This is a genomic window from Vibrio sp. Of7-15 (assembly GCF_022347565.1).
Taxonomy (GTDB): Bacteria; Pseudomonadota; Gammaproteobacteria; order Enterobacterales; family Vibrionaceae; genus NORP241.
This window is the reverse complement of the sequence record NZ_JAKRGH010000032.1, coordinates 1-20,786: the sequence shown is the minus strand read 5'-3', so window position 1 is coordinate 20,786 and position 20,786 is coordinate 1. Positions and strand designations below refer to the sequence as shown.

General features: G+C 42.4%; 17 protein-coding genes and 1 pseudogene. 11 read left to right on the top strand and 7 right to left on the bottom strand.

All coding sequences use genetic code 11. The annotated features are described in order from the left end of the window. Window positions 1–7: 7 nt before the first annotated feature. Window positions 8–727 (top strand): 3'-5' exonuclease, encoded by a 720-nt coding sequence (locus MHO82_RS22490; RefSeq protein WP_239188145.1) that lies wholly within the window; start codon window positions 8–10, stop codon window positions 725–727. Between the two features lie 309 nt (window positions 728–1,036). Further along, window positions 1,037–2,608, top strand: coding sequence for a BCCT family transporter (locus tag MHO82_RS22485; RefSeq protein WP_239188143.1), 1,572 nt, complete (start codon window positions 1,037–1,039; stop codon window positions 2,606–2,608). An 84-nt stretch (window positions 2,609–2,692) separates the two neighbouring features. On the opposite strand, the gene MHO82_RS22480 is transcribed toward MHO82_RS22485, so the two are convergent. Beyond that, entirely contained in the window at window positions 2,693–4,270 is a 1,578-nt protein-coding gene (locus tag MHO82_RS22480; protein ID WP_239188141.1) for a BCCT family transporter, read from the bottom strand. Between the two features lie 415 nt (window positions 4,271–4,685). On the opposite strand from MHO82_RS22480, the gene MHO82_RS22475 reads away from it, so the two are divergent. Continuing rightward, on the top strand, window positions 4,686–4,967 hold the full coding sequence (locus MHO82_RS22475) for a hypothetical protein (RefSeq protein ID WP_239188139.1): 282 nt from the start codon (window positions 4,686–4,688) through the stop codon (window positions 4,965–4,967). Window positions 4,968–5,136: 169 nt separating this feature from the next. On the opposite strand, the gene MHO82_RS22470 is transcribed toward MHO82_RS22475, so the two are convergent. The 3 genes from MHO82_RS22470 to MHO82_RS22460 are packed head-to-tail and all read right to left on the bottom strand — an operon-like array spanning window position 5,137 to window position 7,457. Then, window positions 5,137–6,336, bottom strand: a complete 1,200-nt coding sequence (locus MHO82_RS22470; protein ID WP_239188137.1) for an MFS transporter — start codon at window positions 6,334–6,336, stop codon at window positions 5,137–5,139. A 3-nt stretch (window positions 6,337–6,339) separates the two neighbouring features. After that, a complete protein-coding gene (locus MHO82_RS22465) occupies window positions 6,340–6,726 on the bottom strand; it encodes a VOC family protein (protein WP_239188135.1) in 387 nt (128 codons plus the stop codon). Beyond that, complete coding sequence (locus tag MHO82_RS22460; protein WP_239188133.1) at window positions 6,696–7,457, bottom strand: hypothetical protein; 762 nt, start codon at window positions 7,455–7,457, stop codon at window positions 6,696–6,698. Before MHO82_RS22460 ends, MHO82_RS22465 begins: the two co-directional genes overlap by 31 nt. Window positions 7,458–7,830: 373 nt before the next feature. On the opposite strand from MHO82_RS22460, the gene MHO82_RS22455 reads away from it, so the two are divergent. From MHO82_RS22455 to MHO82_RS22425, 7 genes are all read left to right on the top strand, one after another. After that, window positions 7,831–8,421: a hypothetical protein gene (locus tag MHO82_RS22455; protein WP_239188131.1), complete on the top strand. Its 591-nt coding sequence runs from the start codon at window positions 7,831–7,833 to the stop codon at window positions 8,419–8,421. Window positions 8,422–8,737: 316 nt separating this feature from the next. Beyond that, window positions 8,738–9,328 carry a hypothetical protein gene (locus MHO82_RS22450; RefSeq protein WP_239188129.1) on the top strand — a complete coding sequence of 197 codons (591 nt, stop codon included), beginning with the start codon at window positions 8,738–8,740 and terminating at the stop codon, window positions 9,326–9,328. 314 nt (window positions 9,329–9,642) lie between these two features. After that, window positions 9,643–9,966 carry a YceK/YidQ family lipoprotein gene (locus MHO82_RS22445; RefSeq protein ID WP_239188127.1) on the top strand — a complete coding sequence of 108 codons (324 nt, stop codon included), beginning with the start codon at window positions 9,643–9,645 and terminating at the stop codon, window positions 9,964–9,966. Between the two features lie 519 nt (window positions 9,967–10,485). Beyond that, window positions 10,486–11,301 (top strand): substrate-binding domain-containing protein, encoded by an 816-nt coding sequence (locus MHO82_RS22440; RefSeq protein WP_239188124.1) that lies wholly within the window; start codon window positions 10,486–10,488, stop codon window positions 11,299–11,301. 133 nt (window positions 11,302–11,434) lie between these two features. Beyond that, complete coding sequence (locus MHO82_RS22435; RefSeq protein WP_239188122.1) at window positions 11,435–13,366, top strand: S8 family serine peptidase; 1,932 nt, start codon at window positions 11,435–11,437, stop codon at window positions 13,364–13,366. A 214-nt stretch (window positions 13,367–13,580) separates the two neighbouring features. Then, entirely contained in the window at window positions 13,581–14,339 is a 759-nt protein-coding gene (locus MHO82_RS22430) for a DNA/RNA non-specific endonuclease (protein WP_239188120.1), read from the top strand. 429 nt (window positions 14,340–14,768) lie between these two features. Continuing rightward, entirely contained in the window at window positions 14,769–15,722 is a 954-nt protein-coding gene (locus tag MHO82_RS22425) for a TerC family protein (RefSeq protein WP_239188117.1), read from the top strand. A 131-nt stretch (window positions 15,723–15,853) separates the two neighbouring features. Here MHO82_RS22425 and secF read toward each other — a convergent pair whose 3' ends face one another. From secF to MHO82_RS22410, 3 genes are all read right to left on the bottom strand, one after another. Next, entirely contained in the window at window positions 15,854–16,756 is a 903-nt protein-coding gene (gene secF, locus MHO82_RS22420; RefSeq protein WP_239188227.1) for a protein translocase subunit SecF, read from the bottom strand. Next, the gene (gene secD / locus MHO82_RS22415; protein WP_239188115.1) at window positions 16,753–18,591 is read right to left on the bottom strand and encodes a protein translocase subunit SecD; all 1,839 of its coding nucleotides are present in this window, start codon (window positions 18,589–18,591) and stop codon (window positions 16,753–16,755) included. Before secD ends, secF begins: the two co-directional genes overlap by 4 nt. 90 nt (window positions 18,592–18,681) lie before the next feature. Beyond that, the gene (locus MHO82_RS22410; protein WP_239188113.1) at window positions 18,682–19,176 is read right to left on the bottom strand and encodes a hypothetical protein; all 495 of its coding nucleotides are present in this window, start codon (window positions 19,174–19,176) and stop codon (window positions 18,682–18,684) included. A gap of 938 nt (window positions 19,177–20,114) precedes the next feature. Between MHO82_RS22410 and MHO82_RS22405 the strand changes: the two are divergent. Then, window positions 20,115–20,786: pseudogene (locus tag MHO82_RS22405) on the top strand (IS110 family transposase); the annotation flags it as partial.

Genomic DNA, 20,786 nt, shown 5'->3' with positions numbered 1-20,786 from the left:
GCAAGGAATGCTGAAGCGACTGATGCAAGCCCCAAGTATTGACTGGGAAACCAAATATGAAAAAAAGCAAGCCCTGGCCTCACATGCTTGTTTGCAAGAATTTTACGCCACGCCCATTCCCACAGCGGATACGCCACTAGAGGAGATTGAGTTTTTAGCGATGGACTTTGAAACAACCGGCCTCGATCCTAAAAAAGACGACATCATTACTATTGGGGTCGTACCTTTTACGCTCAACCGTATTTTTATCAATCGAGCTCAACACTGGACAGTAAGGCCAAGGCAACAACTGGCGGAAGACTCTGTGGTGATACATGGCATTACTCACAGTGACATTTTAGATGCCCCCGATTTGTCAGACGTGTTTGAGCATATCTTAAAAGCCATGTCGGGACATATAACGGTTGTGCACTACAAACGCATCGAACGTGAGTTTTTTGATCGAGCATTAAAAACAAGAATACAGGAAGGCATTGAATTTCCAGTCATCGATACTATGCACCTCGAAAGCAAAATCCAACAAAAGGAAGCAGGAGGGCTTTGGAATAAACTGAAAGGGAAAAAATCCGAATCGGTACGGTTAGGTAAAACCCGAACTCGTTACGGGCTTCCTGCCTACACACCACACCACGCCCTAACCGATGCCATTGCCACCGCAGAGTTACTGCAAGCACAAATCGCCCACCACTTTGATGCAAAGTTACCAATACGCGATTTTTGGCAATAATTCTTCATTACTGTCCCCATATAGAGGAGTATGCAAACCTGCTCCTCCACTTCTAAAATTTCTTTTCACCACAACTTAGTAAAAATAAATTTCAATTTTATTTTTGTCTAAATCCTCGCCAATTTATGCGGATGATAACCTATTAACAACTATGACATTTGCTCAAATCTAAAGCACTATGAATGCCGACGACTTTCTATTTTTCGACGTAATTCTCAGTATTCACCCAAAAATAAAAGGCATATTTTTCTGGTTATCTCTCTTTTAAGCTGATAATGTGCCGCCCCTCACATTAACCGTGAGAATATTATGCAACGCAATTCAAATAAAGTGGATGATAAACGAGTTCCAATTATCGCCATTGGTTTCATCAGTTTTTTCCTACTTTCTTCTCTCATCGACCTGTCACTCGTCACCAGTGTGATTCAGTCCATGTTTAGTTCAGCGACATCACAATTTGGTTACTTCTGGCAATGGTTGATGGTGATCAATTTTGCTATCGCAGTAGTCATTGCGGTTACCCGTTACGGAAAGATCCGGCTGGGGCAACAACAAAAGCCAACCATCGGTACGTTTCGCTGGTTAGCGATGATCATGTGTACCCTGCTTGCGGGCGGTGGTGTTTTCTGGTCGGCCGCTGAGCCAATTTATCACTTTATCACCCCACCACCGACTTTCGAGCACATTGTAGGGTCTTCAGCACAAGCTGCTGCTCCCGCATTAAGTCAAAGTTTCCTTCACTGGGGCTTTTTAGCTTGGGCAGCTTTAGGCACGTTAGCAACCATTGTGCTTATGCATGCTCACCATCAAGGCGGTGTAAAGCTTCGCCCTCGCGCATTGCTGTACCCATTGCTTGGTAAGCGATTAGAGAACCACTGGTTTGGTTCAGTGATCGATGCCTGCTCTATTATTGCTGTCGCCGCGGGCACCATTGGCCCAATTGGTTTCTTAGCGTCACAGCTTGGCTATAGCCTTGAGGTAGTCTTAGGCATTGAGAACTCGGTTAGCAGCCAACTGACCATTCTAGCGGTCGTAGTGGCTGTGTATTCGGTATCTGCGTTCACAGGAATGGACAAAGGCCTGCAATGGCTTAGCCGCTTAAACGTCGTGGGCGCTTTTGCGCTGCTCATGGTCATGCTGGTGTTTGGACCGACTCAGTTTATTTTTGAGCATTTCGGTTCAGCGTTTGGACTGTATCTACAACAATTACCAGCAATGAGCTTAAATACTCAGGCTCCTGCCTGGAATTCATGGTGGACATGGTTTTTCTGGGGCTGGTTCATTGGCTTTGCACCCATGATGGCCATTTTTATTGCTCGAATTTCTGAAGGCCGTAGCATTCGTGAACTGATCCTTACGGTGGCGATTGGCGCGCCTATTGTCACTAACTTTTGGTTTACGGTTCTAGGTGGCACTGGCATTTTCTTTGAACTGCAATCTCCAGGCAGTATCTCAGAACCATTAAATAATGCCGGATTACCTGCGGTACTGTTAGCCACACTGGCCCAGCTGCCATTTAATGAGCTGTTGGTTCCGGCCTTTCTGGTGCTCACCACCACGTTTGTAGTCACAACGGGTGATTCAATGGCCTATTCCATTTCGATGGTGGTGTCTGGCAATAATGAACCAACCAAATTACAGCGTCTATTCTGGGCTATTGTAATGGGGTGTGTGGCTGCGGTGTTATTAGTCGCGGGAGATGGCGGACTTAATGCATTACAATCATTCATCGTCATCACAGCCGTACCGGTTTCTTTGCTCCTCGCAGCAACGCTCATTACAGGACCAATGGCGGTCTTGCGTATGCAGGTCAACAAACAACAAGAAAAAAGCAACAAACACTTAGCTACCACACCGGAAGTTGCTAGAACAACACTCTAGGCATCTAGGAAATGTAGAAAAACTTTATCCAAAAGTGATGATCAAAAAAGGGAGCGATTACGCTCCCTTTTTTATTTCTTCAATTTACCTTTCAAAACGCTCAGTGCGCATACCCATTAATAAGCTCACACACATCAGCAGTAAGACAATTGTAAATGGTAGGGCTGTTGAAATCGCTCCTGCTTGAAGAGCCTGAATCGCTTCCGCACCACCAATCCACAATAAGGCTACAGCAATCGCACCTTCCATGAAGGCCCAAAATACACGTTGCAAGACAGGTGCATCCACTTTACCGCCCGCGGTAATACTATCAATAACCAGCGAACCAGAATCAGAGGAAGTTATGAAGAAAACCAAAACCAGAACCACTGCAATCACAGACAACATGGTACCCATTGGTAATGTATCAAACATTTGGAACATCGCCAGTGGTACATCAGTTAAGCCTTTCTCACCCAGTTCACCAACGTTATTAATCACCTGATCAATGGCCATACCGCCAAATACAGACATCCAAATTACCGTAACAACAGTCGGTACGATCAAAACGGCGGTCATAAATTCGCGTACAGTACGACCTTTTGAGATACGAGCGATGAACATACCAACAAATGGGGACCAAGAAATCCACCATGCCCAGTAGAATACTGTCCAGCCTTGGAACCAGGCTTCATCTTCACGACCATGCGGGTTACTTAATGGAATAATATTCTCAACGTACGCCATTAGTGTCGTCGGAATTGTGCCTAAGGTCACCGCATAGCCAATCAAAGCGACTAAGATCAGCAGTGCAAATGCAACGATCATGTTGATGTTACTGATGACTTTTACACCACCATCAATACCACGTACCACAGACACAACTGCCAATAAGGTCACCACGGTGATCACCGTAATTTGAAGCCCCATACCCGCTTCAATGCCAAAGACATGATGTATACCACTTGCCGCCTGTTGAGCTCCTAGCCCTAGAGAAGTAGCAAGGCCAAACAACGTCGCCAATACCGCTAAGATATCAACAATATGACCAGCCCAGCCCCACGCACGATCACCCAGTAATGGATAAAAGATAGAACGAATAGAGAGTGGTAACCCTTTATTATAAGCGAAAAATGCCAACGACAGCGCCACAACACCGTAAATAGCCCAAGGGTGTAAGCCCCAGTGATACATAGTCGCACCAAGAGCCAATTTCGCTGCTTCTGGAGTATTTGCTTCCACACCTAGTGGCGTTTCATACCACCCAGTAAAATAGGCCACGGGCTCAGCTACGCTCCAAAACATAAGGCCGATACCCATACCCGCCGCAAATAACATCGACAACCAGGAAATAAAAGAATAATCTGCTGCTGCATCTTGGCCGCCTAAACGGATCTTACCAAACGGTGTAATAATAAGAGCCAAGCAGAAAAGAACAAAAATATTACCCGACCAGATGAACAGCCAATCAAATGCACCTATGATTTGCCATTTTAGCCCATCTAATGCTGCTTTAGCGGATGCTGCATCCATCAAAAGCGTAGCAATTAAGAACAGCGCAATTAATCCTGCGCTGACACCAAATACAGGGTTATGTACATCAAACCCCCACTTTTGCACATTATCTTGACCGACCGTATAGTCAGTGCTGTCGATACTGTACTTATCAATACCTTTAGTCATTCATCCTCTCTTGAAACTTCCCTATTAGCTTAAATTACGACGAGAACAGACACTGTTAAGTGATCACCCAATAAAATCTGTACTCGTCGCAATTACATCTGTGAAACCAACACATTGTACTAAAGTTAGTCCACAGCACCAGCAAATGACGATTAATCAAGCACTTTCTTACTATAAACCGCATCAAGTGAACAAAATAACTCCATATACTTACCTGTTTACAACCCGATAGTATTAATTTAGTAACGAGAATTTGGTTACTCTTCATCCAAACAAGTCTTAAAAACCTATCATATAATCCAAAGGTACCTACCTGTTTCTTAACACCGAACATGCAAAATACCCACATTGGGTAAATAGGTTTTATAGTTTCAGATGCTACAATTGCTCCGTGTAAAACCACCAGCTATCACACATGAGCCAGAAACCAGATCGCCTTACCGCAATGAAGAACATCATAGAACAAGCGAAACAAGAGCTTCCTATCTATGAATCTGACACCTTTTATTGTGGGCCTGACAATAACTGCATTGGTTGCCCTAAAAAACTGATGGAATTGGTTGATTCAGAATTGACCTATTGGGAGCATGCACTGTCACGTGGAATCACCCCACAGTTTGATGAAATAGCTCGGTTTGGAAAGTTATGTAAAAACATAAAACGGGGATTGGTGCGTAACAACCTTATTTCATCCTAAAAGAGCTGATGATGTGTCAGATTGTTGGATCTCAAAGTGTTGAATGGATAACCAACGGGTCATCAAGAAGGTGACAAACTATTGAAAACGACTTTTAGTGAGCAAGGTTCGGTAGGTTACCTCTTCGGGCAAACGCTTTAATCAACGTTTACCCGAAAAAGATTTATTATTAAGACGATAAATTTTGGTGTAACTGACTTTTTGTTTTTTGCGTCAGAATAAACAGAGCCGGAAGCGTCGCAACAGCGATATACACACCGACATACATAGAGCCAAAATCCATCACTTTCGTTACGATTAATGGCGTTAATCCACCAAAAATGGACAAGGCAATATTATAACCAATACCAAGACTGGCAGTTTGGTTAGGCACCTGCAGCCATAATAGCGCCGCTAAATTACCTAAAATCATGGCTGATAGTAAACTTATTCCCAATACAGCAATAAATTGTAATACAGTCACGCCAGATCCGAGCATCATGAACAGTGGTACTGCACAAAGTAAGATCATCATAGAGCCCATCTTGAATGTTTTTTCTGGGCCAGGACCTCGATCGGTTAGATAAGCAACTACGCCAAGTAACAATACCAACATGGTAGAATTGATCAGAGGCAGGTTTTCAATATTGAGCGATTTACCTAAAATCCCACTTGCTAAATTTTGAACATAAAAGACAACGGCTCCCAAAATCGAGATACAGAAAACACGAACAATACCTTCCATTGATTTAGAACTTGTTTCATTCGAAGTATTTCTAGGTAGCTCAGGTAATGATAAGCGGAAGTAAAGGCTAATAAGAATATTTACAACACCGACTAACAGTGGAATACGCCATCCCCAGTCATGCATTTGAGCATCCGTTAACGTCATTTTTAAGCCAGCTACGATAAGCAATGATAAAATAACACCAATAATAGAGCTCGCTACGATTAAGCTGCTGATTTTCGAGCGTTCAGAAGGCTTAGCATCATGAAGAAGGTAACTGATCAAAGTTGGGTATTCACCGCCAAAACTGAACGCCTGTACCATTTGGAACAACAAGAAAACCAAAACAACGTATTCGCCCACAATACTGACAGGTACAAACGCCATGGCTACCGTAGCGACACCTGTTAATGCATTACAAAAGATAAGCGCTTTCTTACGACCTACTTTATCAGCATAACGCCCAATCAGTACGCCACCTAAAGGACGAACCAAAAAACGTAAGGCGAATATCGCCCACACAACAGTCACTGCGCCATCGACGCCCTGAGAAGCAAAGAGATCGGAAATATAGATGGATATTGATGCAAACACAGCAATATCGTAAAACTCCATAGCATTACCTAATACGGCACTGGAGCGTTGTTTCCAAGTGAGTGACATGAATTATAATTCCTCAATAATTTCTACCTGATTGCTATCAGGATCTAAACAAAAAAAATATCGAAACTCGCCAAGCCTCGCATGGCGAATTTCAGTTGTTACTGTTGAGTCTTTCAGGCTTGTGTATAAAGAGTCCAAATTATCTGAACAAAGCGCAAAATGACGAATTCCGATTTCTCTAAGGTGGATAAGTGATTCTTTACTACTAGGTTCAACCTCTTCTTTAAAATGAAACAACTCTATCCGAGAACTTTGATTCTTTAGCATTCTGATCTCGACACTATCGTCTTGATGTGTTGCTGAAACTTCATAGCCAAACTGCGAGTAAAAACACGTACTGACCTCTATATTTTCCACCGTTAACGAGACATGGTGTAGCTGTCCAGACATGCTAACGTCACTCCTTGTTTAACTAGCTGCTTAAATAACTCGGAATCTGGTTTGTTCAAGCAGCCAAATTTTTGCTTTATGCCGTTTATCCGCCGAGCTTCATCAAATTCAGAGCTGCGATTAATAATGGAAATTTCCTTTACCGATTTCCATTGCAACATATGGCGAATCGTATCTAATTCATCTTGGCTGAGCTTAATGCGCCCAAATTGATACCCTTCGTTCCTTCTAACCCTGAGCTCATCCATTTCAAGAGAACGTTGCACCGAAGTTTGACCAACATAAGGCAATATTAATGCTTCTTTATGTTTCCCCCAGCACTGCTCTGATAAATCTTCAATTTGCGTTTTTAGATGTGAAATTTCTTGTACAAAGCCGAAAGAAATAGGACTGACAGCAGACACCGAAAGTAAGTCATACTTTGAGCCATGCTGCGTCACAAAATCAATCTTAGTAATGTCGCTCGTGGAAGCACGAAGGGTATCTAAATGTTTATTATCCAAGCTTTCCCATAGGTGCAACCCTGGGCATAAACGACGATGAAGTACTTTATGTAAACCACTTTCCCAATAAGCAATATGCCAAGGGTAATTAGTCGAAATAGTGTTTACTGTTTTATCTTGGACATCAACACGTGAAAATGAGACTGACAGATCATCCATTCCCATATATTCAACATGTCGTTTAAATACATGGCAAACAGCTTCCATATCCGTATTGTGTACATCCATAATTTCTCTCTCAATTAAACAAGTAACAACGTCCTATCATGTCCGGGCGAGGAGTCTAACGTATATGAGCAATTGATTGAACATAATTTTACGCAACTGGTTTAATTTAAATAAAAAATGGAATCGCTAAGCCCATTTAAGCTCAATTTTTCAGCAAACCACAATAAATTGACCTAAGTCACTCTATAATATTGAAATTATCAATATAAGTGACGAGCAGCATAGTGAGTGCTTACTTAAGCGCTACTTTTTAATGAGGGAGAAATAACCAATTAAAAAGAATCGTTTCACTTTACTTTTTTAGCTGTACAATCATTCAAACATCAAGGAAATGAATGTGTCATATTAAAGAACCAAATTTAAGGATAATATTTTGAGAATATTGCTGTTATTGCTATTAATCACTTCCTTTAAAGTAAATGCATTGATTGCTGAACCACATGACTCACCCCACAGTCATAACAAAGACACCTCGTATAAAACCCATTATTTGTATACAAAAAATTACCCGGAGTCGGCTTTTTCTTTTATATCATCAGACAATGACATTCATCATATACCACAGCCTGAATTACCACATGCAAATTGGTTTACAGCCCAAGATGCCCAAGTATTTGGCATTATGCAGCTAGCAGCCGCTGGTGTTTCCTTTTGGGCATCGGAAAACCCTGAAGCAGCTGGATGGTTTTTAACTGGTTCCAGTGTGTTTATGCTCAACTTAGAAAATCGAGCTGTTGGTGCTACAAGCTTTGCCACCCTCGCAGCGTTAGGGACTTATAATATATCTCTTGATGAAGAAGAAACCCCTAAAAGTGACATTTTTTTAAACAATATGATTGGTTTGAACTTGGTTATGTTATCTGTAATAGCCACTGAAATGGTATTTCCTAACTTCAGTGAAAACCTATTAATTTACCCAGACATACATGGTAACTGGTACATGAACTACAACTATCGTTTTTGATCTCAATAAAATACCGCCCAAATAGCCCAAACTCCTCGGTAGTAGCTTCATCATACTACCGTTGCATTTTACTCTTCTATACCAATGTATAAAGTACGCAATATTATTAACCCACGAGCAAGCCAGTAAAAATAACTCAGGCTATATGTATCAATGTTAATAATCCCTTCTTCTTTAATATATAAAATACATAATTATCCTTTTCATTATATGAATTCAATGATAGCTTCCGTCGAACTATAACCAATAGTGATGATTGTGTGCACTAAGTACGCAGTACAAAAAATAAATACGAATAACTAGTAATGGAATAAATATGCGTAAAAAGCCCTCTATCAAAACACTTACCGCCCTAATGTTGATGGGATTTTCTGGTTATGCCAGCTCTAGTCCAGTAGAAGGCGTTATTGGCATTGGTTACGACTTTGGTGGTGATACGTTAGTTACTGCCGTCTATGCAAACGGTGACAGTCAAGATATAAAATCGCATGAAGGCCTCTCTCTCTATGGGGGGGCTGACATGTATTTCGGTGGTTCATTTAAAGCACGCGGAACAGTGGGCTACAAATTTACAACAACTTCAGCATCAAACGGAGAAGTAAGCTTTAGTCGAGTTCCTTTTGATTTGGTTATTTTTAATAACCTAGGCCGACATAGTTTTGGTATTGGCGGAACATATCATACTGCCGTTGAACTCGAGTGTGTTATACCAGGCTCTTGTAACGGAACGGCTTCTTTCGACGATAGTTTTGGCCTCGTCTTTCAATATGAATACGCATTTGATTTTGGCAACAACACACAAGTCGTTTTAGGCGCAAAATATACAAACATTGAATATACAGTGAAAGCCACAGGTGCCACTGTAGATAGCGGTGGTGCTGGCGTTACCCTTGGATTTCTCTTCTAATAACTCCGCTTAATGCATTCCCTCAATTAATACTCAATGGCTCTTCAAAATGGAGAGTCATTCTTCTCTCTCTTTTGTATATATTTTTAACCATAAAAACATTTCAGCAAAACCTAACAATTACTCAAGCTAAAGCGAAATACACACCTAACCTTATCAAAAGCCTCCGTTACTTTTTAATGTATTGATTCAGTTACTCTCACTCTGATATTCCTCTTTAATTGTAACTTCTCCATAAAAATAAAACATTGTTTTATTGACAGGTAATAGTTAAGATAGTGCCATTCACCGAAGTTATTGATAAATGCAATTCAATGAAAAAAATAAAGAAACTCATTTTAGTGGCACTCATTCTAAGCATGACTGGCTGTTCAGCTATTGTCGCGAGAACCAATGGAGGAGAATTTGGTCATCCCTTTTCAGGAACAGCACAAGCTGTATTGTTTCAACCATGTGGTCTTGCTAACTCAGCCATCTTTTGGTTTTGGCCATACCCTATATTTTTAGCTGATATACCAATCTCTTTGGCCGCTGATATTATATTACTTCCTGCGGACTTAATTATGATGTCCTCTGCTGGTCCTGCTTATAGTAATGTCCATTATTACCCATTAAAGCAATGCGCATTCGGCGCTTAATTTAGAAAAAGTATGTAAGCCAAAGAGCCCTTTTTCTTTGGCTTCTAATCTTCACCTATATAAAAAAACACGATGCAGTTATATCAATTATCCGACGCTAAGCTTTTTTTTTGACTCTATGCTGAAGCATAGTAGTTGGCGATTTTTCAACTTCCAGAGCAAAGTCTGATTCTACACAATGACGAATACAATGATGCTAATAGTTTTAAATCCAGATATGAAAATACAATCAAAAATTGATCTTAAATATCTGTTAATGAAATAATATTCAGATTATGAAGGTTAATATATTCTATTTATTTACCTTACTCCATAAAACAAAAATACACTTAAATAAAACATTGAAAACCAATATGAAACTAAGTTAGCATTTTACAGCTTGTAACCATAAAGCCAATAAATGCTAATTAATAAAGGTTAACCATGTTTATTCGTAAATTAATATTCATTTCTTTATCCATTCTATTCTCTTTATTCAGTTTTACTTCTAATGCTTCAGAACCGCCTAAAGTATTAATTATGGCTCCATGGATCGTAGAGCCCGGCACCCAAGTTATGGTAGAAACATTTAAAAATAAAGCAGATAATAAAGGATGGAAAACAGAAGTCATTACTGAACAACATGATTTTTTAAATATTCTAAAAAACAAAGAAAAATCAAAAACACTGCCTGATGCCATTGTCATCAATTTAGACCCCAATACGATCCCTGAAGTCTTAGACCTAACAGAAAAACTTAATATTCCTGTATTTGGTATGGATTCGCTTTCCTCTCCACACTTAGTCAGCAATGTCATGAGTAACTCTTATACCATGGCCGCGGAAAGTGCGACATACCTTGTTGATCAACTGTCTGGCAAAGGCAGAGTGGTCACTATTGAGTTTGGCCTCTATCCACCAGTTCAAAAGCGTGGTGTTATCGCCAAAGCCATTTTCGATAATGCACCAGGTATTCAGCTAGCTGGAACCATTACACCCAATGTCGGAAATAATGCTTTTATCTCAACAAAGCAGCAAGTTAGTGAGCTACTTAGACAGACTAAACCAGGGGAAATATCGGCAATTTGGGCTGCTTGGGATCAACCAGCTCTAGCGGCAGTCGAAGCAATAAAAGAAGCCAACAGGGTTGGAGATGGTATTTTAGTGGTTGGTATTGATGGCACTAAGAAAGCATTAGCGCAAATCGAAAATGGCTCTGGCCTTAATGCTACAGTGGTGCAAAATTTTAATGGCATTATTGAAAAAGTCATTAACCAAATTGAACATAACTGGTCTGGACATAAAAACGAACAATCTAATTTTTATATTCCATCATTATTAGTCACTCAAAGCTAATAACAACCATATTCACCTACCAATAAAAAAGGTGGGTGAATCTATTATCTACACCGTTATTTATCGTTTCTTATTTCTTGCCTGTCAAATATAAATTTCTGTAATAAGTTAACCGCTCAAAGGACACTAGCTTATGAATAAAACCCTTCTCTCTCTTAGTTTACTAGGGGCAATCACCAGCACCACTGCAACAGCACAAATACAACCTTTAGAAAAAGAATCATGGTCTGTTACTGGCTTTGTCTTTAAAGCGGGTACACCTGAGCAAAAAATAAAGCACATTCAACAAGCCCTAGAGAAAGACATAAGTACACTAAAACACTCGCCTGAATATATTAATTCTATGTCAGGAGTTAGCTTATACACCCGGTATAATGCGGCAGGTTACACTTTTCTTATCGGTCCTTTTCCAACTGGCAACGCACGATCATATTCACTAAAAAACCAATTTAATGAGATCAGCTTATTTGAACCGTTAAGCTCAGGCAAAGAAGAGTTGGATCTCAATATCGAATCTTTACTTCTGTCGCACTCTGAAACTCAGCCCGGCGATGCTGACATAAACAGCTTCTGGGAGCATGGTATTACGGGGGCAGGCTTTTCAGGCGGTATCATGGACAGCGGCGTGGATATACTTCACCCAGCCTTTTCTCAAAAAGACGTTACCGTGCTCGGTAGCTCTGATGAAGATCCCGAGGACTACAACCGTCTGATGAAAACAGAATGGCTAAAAACAGCGGGAAGCCGACATTTAAGAAGCGCACATGGCACCGCCGTTGCCGGAGCTATTGTCGCTAACTCAACCACCAGCTCGCATAACGGCATAGCAAAAGATGCCGCGCTCGTCACTGGTTACGCTGGCTCTGCCTCTGATACCCTCTACCCTGCTGGTGATTCCGAGCTAGCCGCTCTATTTCGTGAACTAAAATCGGCAAACCTGACTATGTCGACGCTGTCTTACATGGCCGAAACAGACATTATTTCGTTAAACTACAGCTATGGCAACGGTCGAATCCTTCGTCCTCTGCAAGCAAATAATCAATGGGATGACTGGTCTTTCTGGGCTCGATACTTTGATGCCGTCAGCTATGAGCAAGACTTTCTTTACGCAAAATCGGCGGGGAACGATGGTTCAAAATACCCAGATGGCTCTTCAGCGCCATCACCTCAGCCTTACAGCTTATCCAAACCAGGCGACAACTTTAATGGCTTAACGGTGGCTAATGTGGATACCACCGTCAATAACACCATTGAAAAAACGGTGAATCGCGCTGATCATGCCATTCGAGGTACCAGTAGCCGTGGGCCAACCACAACAGGACGTCGTAAGCCAGATATTGCCGCACCAGGCCACAATACCCGCACTGCAGCGCCAGATCCTGACAACTATGAGTATTATGGTCCATACAAAGACAGATTCGATGCCGACGAGTACAAAGAGTACGATGGCGCTTCAATTACCCGTTTAGCGACAGGAACCAGTTTGGCTTCTCCGCATGTGGCTGGTGCCATTATTCTAGTACGACAAACACTTGAGCAACAAAACCTTTCAAGCGAGACTCGTTATTCACCGCTCATTAAAGCAATCCTAATTAACAGTGCTGATAATAGCAGCACATCATTAAATGAAGACTTACCCGAACTGTGCAGTGGCCATTGGTGTCCTTCTGTCGGCTGGGGTTACATGGATCTCACTCAGGCTTACGAAGAGCATACGTATGCGCAGCAATTTAACGTAACCACTCATGATGTAAAAGCGTTTAAAGTACAAAACAATGCTGAGAATGCCAAAGCAACATTAGTCTGGGAGCACACCCAATTTGATCAAGTATCCTCACTCACTCCCATGATACTGACAATGTATGTGAATGGTCAGCAAGTGGACACGGACATGAGCCGCTCCCAATCCACCTTACACAATGTGCTTCAAGTGCAAAGCGATCAAGGACAAGAAACCTGTATTGAGGTGGCGATCGATACTCCGGGCTTTGCTCTATCACAGCAAGTGTCTTTGGCATCGAACTACGCATTAACCCAAGTTTCTTCTTGCCAAATTAACCCATAAAGGTAATTTGCCTCTCTCCACTCTGCCGGGGAGAGGCTCCTCTTTCGACAATCCATCGCTCAAAAACCAAACATGTTGAAATTGATATCTTTTTCACATACTTCGCACATTTATTATTCTTACCAATTACAATACTCATTATATATCGACGCACATCACATACTTAGTGATAGTTTTCATTATATTCCTCAAGCTCTTACCCAGGAGGAAACTAATGAAAAAAATAATCGCACTTTCTCTTACACTTTGCTTTTCGCTTACAGCCACCGCCAATACTACAGAATGTAATGGTCATTTATTAAAAGGGGTACCATCAAACATCTCTGATCAACAACTGTGCCGGGATGGCTATGCCGTTGGTTATAACTACCAAACCAAAAACGCCGATTGGGTGGCTTATCATGTCACCAAAGAGAGCGTGAACCTAAAGTACAAACGCAGTGATAAATTTCAAGCTGACAGTGAATTACCGGAATACGCTCAATCCACCTTAACGGATTACAAAGGATCTGGTTATGATCGTGGCCACCTTGCCCCTTCCGCTGCCATGGACTTTTCTCAGAATTCCATGCAACAGAGCTTCTTACTGAGCAACATGTCTCCACAGTTGCCTGGTTTTAACCGTGTAGGTTGGCGCATCTTAGAAGAACACGTGCGCGACTTAGCCAATACTTATCACGATCTTTATGTCGTGACAGGGCCGATTTACAACGGCAACGAAGAGAGCATTGGTGATGGTGTGGTGATCCCAAGTGCGTTTTACAAAGTCATTCTTGATCCTAATTACGATGAGGCCATTGCGTTTGTGGTGCCCCACCGTGATCTCAGTGGCAGCGAACTCAGCAACTTTGTAACAACCGTCGACGATGTAGAGCAACAAACCGGGTTAGACTTTTTCTCCACCATCAGAGATAGCGTGGAAGACGATATGGAAAAGCAACTTTGGGATATGTGGCCAGTTGATCCACAGTAACACTCTTCCACTTATTCACAAGGCTTTATCAATTAGCTGTATTTAGTAAACACAAGTGAATAAGCCCCAATTAGCAGGCACAAAAGCGGTGCCTGCTAGCCAAATTATTTATCATTACTCCGATTGAAAATAACAAGTGAGATGCTTACAAAACCTAATAAACATAAACTCATTTTCCTTAATAAAACTGCTCGCATATTCGCTGAAACAGGCATAAGATAAAACTGTTTGGGGAGTAGTCACCTTGTTCGCCTGTCGTCATCTCGAAACCATAGGTTTCCGGCAGCCGTAAGTCACGTTTTCATTAACTGACTTTGACGAGACCAACGCCATTATCGATTGCATGTTTCATGCTGTTATTAATGCGCGGAAGGTCAGCAACTCACATTCCCTATGCTCACCTTCCGCGTTCGTCGGAAAGGATACATTATGAGTCTCTTCAGTTATGAAGGTTTTGCCATTCTCACCCTGTGCATGTTGGCACTGGATCTTTATCAAACTCGTGGTAATAGCGTTACCATCAAAAAAGCCGCCGTCTGGAGCCTATTCTGGGTTGCGCTAGCATTGCTTTTTAACTTGGTTATTTATTTTTACTGGCCACTGATGGCTCCGGCCAGCGATTACACTAACAGCCAAGCGGCTACGGCCTTTCTCACTGGCTATTTATTAGAAAAATCACTCAGTGTCGATAACCTGTTTGTGTTCGCTCTGATTTTCAGCCAATTTTCCGTTCCCCAAGCTATACGCCCACGTGTATTAATGCTAGGAGTGGTCGGAGCCTTGATTTTACGCGGGATCATGATCGCGCTTGGTGCTGCCCTACTGGCTGAATTTCATTGGATTTTGTATCTGTTTGCTCTGTTTTTACTCTATACGGGTTATAAGCTTTGGAAGGAAGCGGATGAAGAAGATGAAGACTTTTCGAACATGCGTCCTGTTCGTTTGGTAAAAAGGTACTTTCGCGTCAGCGATCAATATCACGGTCATAAAATGCTGATCAAAGACAATATCGGCTGGTTAGTCACTCCACTCATGGTGGTCGTGGTGGTCATAGCACTCACCGATGTGATGTTTGCTCTCGATTCGATCCCCGCGATTTTTGCCGTAACCCAAGAGCCCTTCTTAGTCTTAACCGCTAATGTGTTTGCTCTGTTAGGGCTACGATCACTGTACTTTGTGCTAGAAGGCATGCTGGCTCGTTTTTGCTATCTACGCATTGCCTTGGCATTCATATTAAGCTTTATCGGCATCAAAATGCTGATAATGGAAACACCGTGGGCCATCCCGACTTCGGTTTCGTTGTTGGTGATCGCGATTTCCATTACCAGTGCCATTGTGGCTTCGCTGTGGAAAACCCGCCAACAAAATAATCAACCAGCATAAAGCTGATTTTCTTAACCTATCTCTAATTAAAATTAGCTTACAAACAGTAGCTTATAAATAATACCGCCTAACCACGACATTCACGGTTAGGCGGTACTTTTTAAAGTTAATGTTTAAAATCAACACTTAACTCAAGGCGCACTATCCACTTCTACTGGCAAATAATGCTTCGGCTCTAATTGCAGCCACTCTGGTAATACGGTTCCCACCGAGATCGATGACCAAGTGCCCGATAAAATGCCAATAAACATGGCCGTGGAGAAGCCCAGTAAGGCATCACCGCCCATTAGCCACAATGCACCAACCGTGATCAAGGTTGTTCCAGATGTCACCATAGTGCGAGAAAATGTCGCCATAATGGCCTGATCGTTAATGTCTTTGATGTAAGCCGTCGGTTTGGCCACCAGCAACTCACGGATCCTATCAGCAATGATAATCGAATCATTTAGCGAATAGCCCAGTATTGCCAAAATAGCGGCAAACACCGTTAAATTAAATTCCAACTGCGTAGCGGCAAAAAAGCCCAGCACCAGCACAACATCATGGATCAACGCTAACAGCGAGCCACTCGCCAAACGCCATTCAAAACGAAAACACAAATACCCCAGAATGGTCAGCATACACATCAAAAGGGCCAATCCTCCTTGGTCTACCAATTCTTGGCCTACTTGCGCTCCCACCATGCTGTTACTCACTACAGTCACTTGCTCAGAAACACCATGTAAAAGGGTGGCAATATCCACCACAGAATCACCTTGTTCAGGCAAGGCATAACGTATTACCCAGCGCCCCTGCTCACTCGATTGGGTGATGCTGATTTCATCACCGAGCTCTTGGCTTAATACTTGAGCTAAATCTGGTCTTGTTAAATTCTGATCGACCTTCACCTCGGTAACCATGCCACCAGTAAAATCCAAACCAAAGTTCAAACCTTTCCAGCCGAGGAAAATAACAGAAACCAGCATCAGAGCCACAGACAGACCACTGGTGAAATAACGAATTGTACGAATATGTTGTTTTATGTTCATTGTTATACTCTTACACCACAGCGAGCATCTCGGCCCCAAATAAGATTAATAATGGCTCTTGAAATAAAAATACCGGTAAACATGCTGGTCACCAGACCGAGCCCAAGTGTTAATGCAAAGCCTTGAATGGGTCCGTTACCGATGGAGTACAGAATAACAGCGGTGATCATTGTGGTGATATTGGCATCAAGAATGGTGCTTAGCGCACTGTTAAAACCCAGATCGATAGATTGAGCAAAACTGCGCCCTTCTGCGAGCTTATCTCGAATGCGCTCGAAGATAAGCACATTGGTGTCAACGGCCATGCCAACAGTAAGCACTAACCCAGCTATACCTGGCAAAGTCAGCACAGCCCCAGGGATCAAAGACATCGCCCCTAACAAACAGATCATGTTGCTCAGCAGTGCCACGTTCGCGACCCAGCCCAAACGGCGATACCACATGGCCATGAACGTCAGTGTGAGCCCCATGCCCAATACCAACGCGGCAAAGCCATTTTGAATGTTTTCAGCCCCTAGAGAAGCACCAATAGTACGCTCTTCCACAATGGTGACCGGGGCGGTTAACGAGCCTGCGCGCAGTAATAGTGCGAGTTGTTGTGCTTCATCAATGGTGCCAGCACCGGTAATTCGAAATTGTGTACCTAGTTGAGATTGAATGGTCGCAACGCTGATCACTTTTTCACTACGCTGCGCTTTACCCTCTTCATTGGCGTGATATTCACGGTAAACCGTCGCCATTGGCTTGCCGATGTGTTTGCCAGAGAAGTCACTCATGATTTTCCCGGCAGCCAGATCCAGTGAAATACTCACTTGTGCCCGGCCCATTTCGCCCAGCTCTGCTCTGGCGTTCGTGATGTGCTCACCCGATAGAATAGGCTTATTCACTAACACAACAGGCTTGCCCTGCTCATCTAACAAAGTAAGATCGCGACCAACACTTGGCCCTGAGCCTGTTTTCACCTCATAAAACGCCAAACTGGCTGTTGCACCAATCACATTTTTGGCTTGAGACGGATCTTGTACTCCAGGCAGCTCAATACGGATACCGTGCTCCCCTTGTCTTTGCACTAACGCTTCTGTAATGCCCAACTCTTCAATACGACCTCGCATTATTTTCAGGTTTTGTTGGACGGTTTGACGCTGAAAATCGGCTTTTGCCTGCTCCGATGGCAGCATATCAATACGATCAGAATGGTGAGTCACTTTCCAGTTAGGGTAACTTTGCTGAATGAACTGAGTAATAGGGGCTAAGTTTTCTGCTTTCGTCGCTTTTACCTGAACACCAAACTGACCTGTTTCGCTGATCCGAACACCACGCAGACGCTCTTCTCTGACTGTTTGACGAATGTTATCAACCATGGCTTCCCGTTGCTCTGCAAACGCTTGGTCCACATCCACATTCAATAAAAACTGCACCCCACCACGTAAATCCAAACCAAATTTCATCGGCTGAAAGCCAAGTTCTGTCAGCCAATCAGGGGCCATGGAAACATAAGAGTACGTGATAGTGTCATCATCGCCGATGAACTCATTCAGTGCCTTGCGCGCTTTGCTCTGCTCCGTTTCATCAGATAAAACAATCACAGTTTGCTGATCATGCTGAGTGATTTTCTCCACTGAAATATCATGCTGCTGCAAATAGTCATTCACTGCAGTCAGAGTGGGTAATGCCTCAGACTTTGATGAGGTTTTTATTTGTATGGCGGGTTGATCGCCATACCAAGTAGGAAGCGCACTCACTCCCAATAAGACTACGGCCACCAATAAAACAAGGTATTTCCAAGCAGGATAGTGGTTCATGCGCCGCTGTTGAGCGCGATTTACGGTCATTTTCTTCATATATACAAGTACCCTCAGCACGTAGCCAAGTAAAAATTAGAAATAAAAGGAACTCATTAAGTGACAATGTCACTAGGTGTATATGAAGGTTTAATAATGACCATTGAGCGCAACGTACATGGCGTTACTCTCTTTCCAGCCAGACAAGCGGTACTTTGCAGTGCAGTCACAGCATAACCAGCTGTATAACTCTCCAGAAGACAACACACGAGCCAAAGCGGTGTGCTGCGCTAAAATTTGTTCTAGCGTAGAAAATGGCTCAGAAGGTTCGTATTCATCAAGATGGCGTTGAAAATGATTCCACCGTAATGAAGAAAGAATACCCAGAGCTTGAGTGTTATCAAAGGTTTGAGTAACAGGTTTTACGGGAGCGTGTAAAGGAAGTTCAGCATCATCAGCAAGAGATGAAAACGAGAAATTCGTATCCCATTGTATTGCTTTTTTTGCAAGCGCTGATGTTGTTGAAAGTAATGACGTAGTAGAGAATGGTGAGTCAGTACTAATTTTGACGTGTGACGACGCTTGCAACGGCAACGCCATCACAAGAAGTATCAACCCTAAAAATCGTATTAGACCAACAAACATAAAAAACCTCACTACCAGGCTGCATCATAGGCTTGCTGATGTGAATGAACAACTAAAAAAACCTAAATGTTGCTAATGTCTGTCTCCTCAATGAGTTAGATCAGGCTTACTGCCAGAGTTATTCCCACTGCCAGTCATTTCCCGCCCTCTTTTCTCCTCCAATTCAGTGTAACAATGCCTTTCCAGTCGAAAATTAAATCCAGTTATTGGTACAAACTCTCTTACATTTCTAGTGCTCTTTCCCAGAAAATTAATATGAACAACAAAGCATAAGTGGGTAACATGTCGTATCTCACCATTCATTTCAATATCTTCGAACAATGTATATATGAGGTAAAACATGTTTCGCTCAATCGCAGGGAAAACCGTCATCGTCACGGGTGGCAGTAAAGGAATTGGTCGCGGTATCGCGCAGGTATTTGCCCGATAGGTAATGTCGTTGTTGATATTACACTCGCACAATTCAACCAGCGCTTTTTTAACTTGATCGGAAAAAAAGACAATTTATTTTCTTGTTCTACAACATCTGACTCTGACATTAATTTTTCACGAACATATGCACTCTTGCTAATATAGTGCCACTTTGCTTTCGCTTTCCATGAAAGTAATGTATTCAAATTAAGTTCAAAAAATCCCCCCGAATGGATTGACTAACTGATGTCATCTGGTTTTCCTGTCCCATAAAATTTAAATTCAAACTCACACCGCATTCAGGTGATAAGATGGTCTCCCCCCCACCACTTCACATGGCCATGAGCCATGCTTGGAATGTTAAAGCCCTTAAGCGAAAGGAGAAGACCATGACTCAGCATAAAATCATCGGCATCGATTTAGCAACAATATTTTCTTTTTGAAATCAACCATAAAGGAAAGAACCTTTCTCGTAAAAAACTTCAACGAAGTAAACTACTCAGCTACCTAGCCAAGCATGCTCTGGTGCCCATTATTGTGCTCGGGAATTCTCTCAATTCGGACACCAAGTCCTACTTTATGCTCCTCAACATGTCAAAAGCCAAAGACGTAAACAAAAAAATAACGATAAAGATGCGGAAGCCATCGCCGAAGTTGCTTTGTTCTGGAGGCCTCATCCTGTTCCTCATAAGTCAGTCGAACAACAAGACATTCAATCCCTCATCCGCATGAGACGACTGCCTGTCACTGAAAGAGCTCGTATCGTCAATCAAGTCCGTGGACTTATCTCAGAATACGGTATCATCATGCCTAAAGGCAAAGCAGCTTTCACAAAAGCGATACCTGACATACTCGAAGATAATGACAACCCACTCTCATCAATCTTGAGAGAACCACTGGCTAATCAGTATCAACGCTACCTATATATCGATGAACAAATTAAGTGGTTCGACGACAAGCTCAATCACACCATTAAACAATTTGATAATGCCAAGCGACTCATGTCTATTCCCGGCTTTGGTCCACTGACCAGCCAAGCTGTTGCAATATGGCTTGGCTCTGGGCAACAGTTCAAAACTGGCAGAGATGCTTCCGCTGCAATGGGGCTTGTTCCCAAACAAGAAACAACGGGTGATAAAACGCTTCTTCTTGGTATCACCAAAAATGGCAATACGTATATCCGCTCACTCTTGGTTCAT